Below are 6,408 nucleotides of genomic sequence, written 5' to 3'. Positions count from 1 at the left end.
CAGGTGCAGTACAGGGAATTGGGAGGGTGTTGAGGGCGCTGAGGAGGAGCAGAGTCAAGAGAGATGTGCTGAACTACCTATGCTCTATCTACCCAGAGTCGGCGTACCCCGCGTTGATCGCAGACGCAGTGGGGGCGAGCTATGAAAACGTTGTGGGGGCGCTGAGAGGGCTCGGGGAGAGGTACAGGAGGGAGGACTCGTTGCTGGGGCTGGGGCTTGTCGAGGAGGTTAGCATAGGCAGGGCGAAGTTCTACCGCGTTAGAGACGGCGCGGTGGAGATCTGCAGATCGCTGGCCAGCCATGGGAGGTAGAGACTCCATTGAGAAAAAGGTGGTGAGGCACCTCTTTCTAAAACATCACGACTTAGACACGTCGATACGCAACCTCTCCCGCCAGCTGGGGGAGCCCTACAGCACAATCCGCGAGGTGGTCCATAGACTGGAGGCGGAGGGGGTAGTGGAGGTGCTGAGGCTGGAGCGGGAATACATCGTGAGGCTGAGAGACGTCTCCAAGGCGCTGGAGAGGGGGTACCTAGACGAGGAGTTCGTGGCTGAGAACTTCGGCTACATAACGCCCCTAATAGCTAGGAGAGGCGGCGTCTATCTAAGCGACGAGCTCTACGTCACCCTTCCCTTTAAGATCAAGAGGCACGAGGCCCACGCCAAGCTTGTAGAGCTCGATCTGAGGGCTAGGGAATTCATGGACCCCAACCTTGCGAAGCTTGGCGAGTGGCCGAGGCTCAGCCTCCTCTTCTACCGCATAGCCCTGGCGCCTGAAGACGACTTGAGGAGGCGGTGGATAAGCGAAAGAGGGTTGGAGAGCCTCGGCTACTACGAGCCGGCTTACGGCTTCTTTGCGTTTCTGCTCTACGCCCTGAGGAAGGCCACGGGGCTGAGCTGGGAGGAGGCGTACTGCAGGGCCGCCCAGTTGATAAGAGAGTATGTGGAAGAGACGAGGAGGGGGGACAGCGTCGTGGAGAGACTTGTAGACAGGGTGATAGAGGGTATGGAGAAGGCGTGCCGGCTCCATAAAAGCGGCGGCGCGGCCGGCGGCTTGTAGCTACAATATCAACTACATCAGCACCTGCAAAGCGGCGTATTTAAGCCAAGAAGCGGTAGAGGCGCATGAACGCCGCATCCCCGGCGGCTACCAGAGGCGGGGGTGTAAAGAGCTACTGGCACTACGCCCTTGGCTTCGCTAAGAGGTACTGGGTAGACGAGGCGGTGATCTTCTCGCTGTGGGGCGCCATGATTATACTCGGCGTCGCCCAGGTTCTGCTCATAAAGCAGATTGTCGACGAAGTTGTCTACGGGGCGGGGGACGCGGGGACGCTAGTTTTCCAGATCTCCGCCGTAGTCGGCATCGCCTTTCTCATACCTATTCTTAATTTCCTATCTGAGTACAGAGCCGCGGTGTGGGCGCAGAGAGCCATCATAGACGTGTCGCACCGCATCGTCCACTCGGTGGTCTTATCCCCCGCCCACAACAGGGGAGAGGCGCTGTCGCGGATAAGCGGCGACGTTTTAAACGTCGTGTTGTACCTCGCCCTGCCGCTGGACGTGGCCCTACAGGCGGCGAGGTTCATAGCAGTGGTAGCCGCGTCGCTGTACATATCGCCGGAGATTACCCTCTTCGTAGCGCCTTTAATAGCTCTGTACTTCCTAGTGGCGAAGAAGCTGGGTCCGCCCATACTGGAGTGGGGGAGGAGGGAGAGGGAGCTCTACAGCCAGTGGTTTAGGCGGGTAAAGGAGGTCGTGGACGGGGCCCACAGCCTCTACAGAGCCGGGGTAAGAGCCCTCCCCAAGATCCTACTGGAGGCCTCGGAGAAGTGGCTTGCGGGGTATAAGAAGTACGGGCTGTATTCAAAATCCCTCGGCTTCGGGGCCAACGCCATTACATTCGGCGTGCCCAACCTAGCCTTCGGCCTTGGGCTTCTCCTGTCCCTCCAGGGGGCCGCCACCGTAGGCACGGCCGTGGCAATGAGGACGCTTCTAGCAGAGGCGTTTGAGCCGCTTGCCCAAATCATGATGAAATCGGGTTCGTACTACCAGCTAAAGAGATCGTTTGAGAGGGTGGCCCCCTACCTCGACACTGTCGTGACCGAGGCGCCAGCGCGCGGGGAGGCGCCTATAGTGAAAGTGGAGAAAGTTACGCTGGGCTACGATGGGAACGTGGTGTTGCGCGGCGTGGATCTTGTCTTTGTGCCAGGGGATTTTGTCTGGGTGCGCGGCCCCACCGGAGGCGGCAAGTCCACTCTTGGAAAGGCACTGGCCGGTTTGGTGAAGCCCCTGGAGGGCGAGATAGAGACGCCGAGGGCGATCTACGTCGGCAACGACGACTATATCTTTGACGCCTCTGTGTGGGAGAACATCACGCTTTGGGAGGAGTTCCCGGAGGAGGAGGTGAGGAGAGCCGCCGAGCTCGCCCAGATAGACTTCCCACTAGACAAAAAATGCGGCGAGGGAGGCTCCGAGCTCTCCGAAGGCCAGAGACAAAGGGTACTGCTAGCTAGGGCGTTTCTGAGGCGGCCACACGTCCTCGTGCTGGACGAGGTCACCTCCGGCCTGAACCAGGAGGTTGAGGAGAGGGTGCTGGACGCCTTGAGGAGGGTTGTCCCAATAGCCGTGGTGATTTCCCATAGACAAACCCCGGCGAGGTACGCCACGAAAATTGTAGAGGTGTCCGGCGGCGCCGCGAGGCTGGTGGAGGCCCGGCCCCTCCTTAGTAGTACTTCTTGAAGCCTAGTTGCGGCGCTACTTCGCGGAAGCACCTTCTGCAGAGGTATAGGCCGTATTTACGTATAACAGCCTCCCGCGTGCCGCATCTAATACATCTTATCTTGCTCTTGCCGAAAGGCCTCTCTTTTGGTGGTTTTATGGAGGGCACAGTGCGAAAAAGGGGTTTGTATTTAAAATTTTACGACTGGAGAAACAGCTCGAAGTTTTTCTGCATTATCTCGTCAAGCCTCCCGGTCTGCATCAGGTTTTCAATAACCTGGTCAACAGCCAGTTTCAGGTCCTGGGCGCATTTTGGCATGGCCACGGATATGTACCCTGCTGATCCGGGGAGCTCAAAGGCGATTTTGAGATCTGGGAACTTCCTCACAAGCGCGGTGGCGATGGAGCGGTCTAGTATAATAGCGTCGACGTCGCCCCTCCTCAGCACCTCCACCATGTAGGGATATACCTTGTCGTATCTCCTAACGGAGGCCTTGCCAGGCTTCTCCAGGTTGGCGGCGGCCCACTCCTCGTGGGTCGTCCCTATCTGCACCCCCACAGTCTTGCCGTAGAGATCCTCCACCTTGTTAATATCATTGCGGGTGGCCTTGGTCACCACAACGATAGACTCGAGGTAGTAGGGCATCGAGAACTCCAGCACCTTCTCCCTCTCGGTAGTCCAGGTAATGGCGCTGAGCGCGAGGTCGACGTCTCCGTTTCTCACAGCTTCTAGAAGCCCGGCGAACCTCATGTCGCGGATCTCCAGCTGTACGCCAAGCGCATTGGCGATCTCCCTGGCGATATCCACGTCCCAGCCCACGATCTTGTCCCCCATGACCCACTCCCAGGGAGGCCAAGTGGCGTCTGTGCCGACGACGAGCTTACCACGTTTTTTAATAGCCTCCACAGACACGCGGCACGGAGCCGCCGTCTGGGTGACCGTCACCGTCGTGGTTGTGGTCACAGTGGTGGCCTGGGCGGTGGGCGCCGCCGTCTGGGATGGAGCCGCCTTCGGCGCTGTGTACATCCCCGCCAGGTAGCCTATGACTATGCCGAGGATCAACGCCACTACAGAGAGCGCTACGCTTCTCATGCCAACGCATTTAAACGTCTTTATAACTGTTAGCGATGAAAGTTGTCGTAGTGGGCGGCGGCGTCGTGGGGCTCTTCACCGCCTTCTACCTCGTAAAGGAGGGCGCGGAGGTTGTTATAGTAGAGCAGGACACGCCGGGGGAGCGGTCCCGCGCCGCCGCCGGCATTCTCGAATTTACACGCTTTGTAATCAACCGGATAAACGTCAAGTCCTACCCCAAGAGGTATCTTGCAATGATGCTCCGGGGGGACGCCAGGGTAAAGACCTGGGACTGGGGCTGGATCTCCACATACCTAAGAGTCTGGGGCAGGGAGCCGAGCCAGGAGATGTGGGAGGCCGTAAAGGCGCTGGGCGACTTCTCGCAACGGCAGTACAGAGCGCTCGCCGAGGAGGAAAACGACTTCGACTACGCCGAGGAGCCCCTCTACGAAGTTGGCGTAGACGTCGAGAAGGCGCTGGAGGAGGCCAAGAGAGACCCCCTGTCGCCCAAGGTGGAGGCCGGGGAGTGTTGCGGCAGAGAGGCGCTGGTTTACCTTGACGCCGCCAAGCTCTCCACAGACGCCTTCATCGAGAGGATGCTGAGAGAGTTGCGGGGGGTGCAGATAGTCAACAAAAGGGCGGCGGAGGTAGCCGGCAGAGAGGTGTGGCTAGAGGGGGGAGACGTGGTCCAAGGCGACGCCGTAGTCGTGGCGGCGGGCTACTGGGCGAGGAAGTTCGGCATACCCGTAGCCCCCTTCAAAGGCTACGGGTTCAGGACGACGGCCAAGTCTCAAAAGATGTTTATAGAAATGGCTAAGGGCGTCGCGGTGGTGCCCCTCTCAAAGTGGACAAAGGTAACGGGACGCTTCGACCTAGACGGTAGCGGCGACCACAGCCCCGCGCAGAGAGTCCTCGAGAGGGCGAGGGAGGTGCTGGGGGACTTCGACGTGATAGACATGGCGGTGGGCTACAGGCCGTGCACCCCCGACGGCTTCCCGGTAGTGGACAGGATGGGCTCTGTGGTCGTCGTGACCGGGGCCTGCAGGCTGGGCTGGACATACGGCCCGGCGCTGGGGAAGCTGGCCGCGGACCTAGCCCTCGGGAGGCGGGGCATAGAGGCGCTGTCCGCCGGCCGCTTCCGCCGCTAGAAGCACACCCTCGCTGTGGGGAGCACGAAGGGGCCGATTTCCCGGTAGAAGCCCCTGGCGTACGCCACCGCGGTCAGCGCGGCCGCCGCCGCGTCGAGAAGATCTCTATGCCTCAGCCCCAAAACGCGGGAGAGGTCCTCCCTGGACATCCCCATAGCCCTTAGGCTCGTCAATGGGTGCACTTCTATAACCCTTCCGCCGAACATTTTGCTGAGCCTAATCCCGCGCTCCGTGAGCCCCCGCATCGGCCCCATGAGCGGCGGCAGTAGCCTGTAGCCGAGGCGCCTCAGCTCCCTCTCGACATCCCTCAGCCCCCCGCCTCCCTCGGGCTTGGAGAGCGGCGCGTCTATAGCTACGATCGAGGGGCCTAGCAACGAGGCGACAGACACAATGTCGACGTCCGTCTGCGCCAGTCCGTAGTAAAGCGGCGTGCAGTCTCTGAAGACGGCTATGGCGGTGGGTCTGTTAACCGCCAGGTCGATACCGGCGACGATCACGTAAATAAACAGCCAGTTTATAGAGTATATGCCCGTGGCAGTGGTGACGGGAGGCTCCACCGGCATCGGAGCCGCCACGGTCAAGGCCCTGGCTAGGAGGGGCTACGACGTCGCGTTTACCTATCTACGGAGCGAGGCCCAGGCCCGCGCCGTGGCTAAAGAGGCTGAGAGCTACGGAGTCCGCGTCCTCTACCGCAGGGCAGACGCCACGTCGTGGGACGAGATGAGGGCTTTCGCTGAGGAGGTTGGCCGCTCCTTCGGGAGGGTAGACGCCCTGGTGGCCAACGCCGGGGGCCTGCCGCAACGCAGAACGCTGGAGGAGTCAGATATGGAGTACTGGAGATCTCTAATAGATCTCAACCTCACCAGCGCCTACATAGCGACGAGGCTCTTCGTGCCATTGATGAAGGGGGGCGCCGTGGTTTATGTAAGCTCGGTGGCGGCCTACACGGGGGGCGGCAGAGGCGCCTTTGCCTACGCCGCCGCCAAGGCGGGGCTCCTAGGCCTAACCAGAGCCCTTGCGAAGGAGCTGGGGCCCCGGGGGATTAGAGTCGTCGCTGTGTTGCCCGGCCTTATAGACACGCCGTTTCACGAAAAAGCGCAGACCGGGGATATAGAGACCTGGGCGAGGAACATGGTATATATTAGGAGGGTTGGGAAGCCCGAGGAGGTGGCTGAGGTAATCGCCTTTCTTGTAAGCGACGGGGCCTCCTACATCAACGGGGCCTTTATCGATGTCAACGGCGGGTGGTATGGTTAAATCTGCCACACGGATTCTACGTGGAGCTGAGGTCTAGGGCTGAGATAAAAGGGGGTCTTGAAGATAAGAGTCGCCGACGTGGAGAGGGTTGCGTATTTCACAGAGGTGACGTACGGCGGCGTGTGGAGAGGTAGGCCGGTCATCTCGGCGGAGGTCAGCCTTAGAGAGCTGGGTGAGGTGGTCAGGAGAGGGACTATTTGGCAAAACCAGTGGT

8 protein-coding genes are annotated in these 6,408 nt (G+C 60.2%); 5 read left to right on the top strand and 3 right to left on the bottom strand.

Annotation, left to right across the window (positions count from 1 at the left end; all coding sequences use genetic code 11):
- From ACP5J3_RS09805 to ACP5J3_RS09795, 3 genes are all read left to right on the top strand, one after another.
- Positions 1–311 (top strand): archaellum operon transcriptional activator EarA family protein (locus ACP5J3_RS09805; RefSeq protein ID WP_428495524.1); only part of this gene is annotated, 311 nt, incomplete at its 5' end.
- The gene (locus ACP5J3_RS09800) at positions 301–1,059 is read left to right on the top strand and encodes a TrmB family transcriptional regulator (protein ID WP_428495523.1); all 759 of its coding nucleotides are present in this window, start codon (positions 301–303) and stop codon (positions 1,057–1,059) included. The genes ACP5J3_RS09805 and ACP5J3_RS09800, both read left to right, overlap by 11 nt.
- Before the next feature lie 65 nt (positions 1,060–1,124).
- Complete coding sequence (locus ACP5J3_RS09795) at positions 1,125–2,738, top strand: ATP-binding cassette domain-containing protein (protein ID WP_428495522.1); 1,614 nt, start codon at positions 1,125–1,127, stop codon at positions 2,736–2,738.
- Here ACP5J3_RS09795 and ACP5J3_RS09790 read toward each other — a convergent pair.
- The gene (locus ACP5J3_RS09790; protein WP_263242739.1) at positions 2,722–2,886 is read right to left on the bottom strand and encodes a 30S ribosomal protein S14; all 165 of its coding nucleotides are present in this window, start codon (positions 2,884–2,886) and stop codon (positions 2,722–2,724) included. The genes ACP5J3_RS09795 and ACP5J3_RS09790 overlap by 17 nt on opposite strands.
- A 30-nt stretch (positions 2,887–2,916) precedes the next feature.
- Positions 2,917–3,810 (bottom strand): ABC transporter substrate-binding protein, encoded by an 894-nt coding sequence (locus ACP5J3_RS09785; protein ID WP_428495521.1) that lies wholly within the window; start codon positions 3,808–3,810, stop codon positions 2,917–2,919.
- Positions 3,811–3,845: 35 nt separating this feature from the next.
- On the opposite strand from ACP5J3_RS09785, the gene dpdh reads away from it, so the two are divergent.
- Complete coding sequence (dpdh, locus tag ACP5J3_RS09780) at positions 3,846–4,937, top strand: D-proline dehydrogenase (RefSeq protein ID WP_428495520.1); 1,092 nt, start codon at positions 3,846–3,848, stop codon at positions 4,935–4,937.
- Here dpdh and ACP5J3_RS09775 read toward each other — a convergent pair.
- Positions 4,934–5,434, bottom strand: coding sequence for a DUF429 domain-containing protein (locus ACP5J3_RS09775; protein WP_428495519.1), 501 nt, complete (start codon positions 5,432–5,434; stop codon positions 4,934–4,936). The genes dpdh and ACP5J3_RS09775 overlap by 4 nt on opposite strands.
- 28 nt (positions 5,435–5,462) lie before the next feature.
- Between ACP5J3_RS09775 and ACP5J3_RS09770 the strand changes: the two genes are divergently transcribed.
- Positions 5,463–6,194: an SDR family NAD(P)-dependent oxidoreductase gene (locus ACP5J3_RS09770; RefSeq protein WP_428495518.1), complete on the top strand. Its 732-nt coding sequence runs from the start codon at positions 5,463–5,465 to the stop codon at positions 6,192–6,194.
- Positions 6,195–6,408 lie beyond the last annotated feature (214 nt).

The organism is Pyrobaculum sp. (genome assembly GCF_049971835.1).
Taxonomy (GTDB): domain Archaea; phylum Thermoproteota; class Thermoprotei; order Thermoproteales; family Thermoproteaceae; genus Pyrobaculum.
This window is presented reverse-complemented; position numbering and strand designations above follow the sequence as displayed.

Coding starts and splice junctions, on each gene's coding strand:
- ACP5J3_RS09800 (WP_428495523.1), top strand. CDS start 301: ATGGGAGGTAGAGACTCCATTGAGAAAAAGGTGGTGAGGCACCTCTTT.
- ACP5J3_RS09795 (WP_428495522.1), top strand. CDS start 1,125: ATGAACGCCGCATCCCCGGCGGCTACCAGAGGCGGGGGTGTAAAGAGC.
- ACP5J3_RS09785 (WP_428495521.1), bottom strand. CDS start 3,810: ATGAGAAGCGTAGCGCTCTCTGTAGTGGCGTTGATCCTCGGCATAGTC.
- dpdh (WP_428495520.1), top strand. CDS start 3,846: ATGAAAGTTGTCGTAGTGGGCGGCGGCGTCGTGGGGCTCTTCACCGCC.
- ACP5J3_RS09770 (WP_428495518.1), top strand. CDS start 5,463: ATGCCCGTGGCAGTGGTGACGGGAGGCTCCACCGGCATCGGAGCCGCC.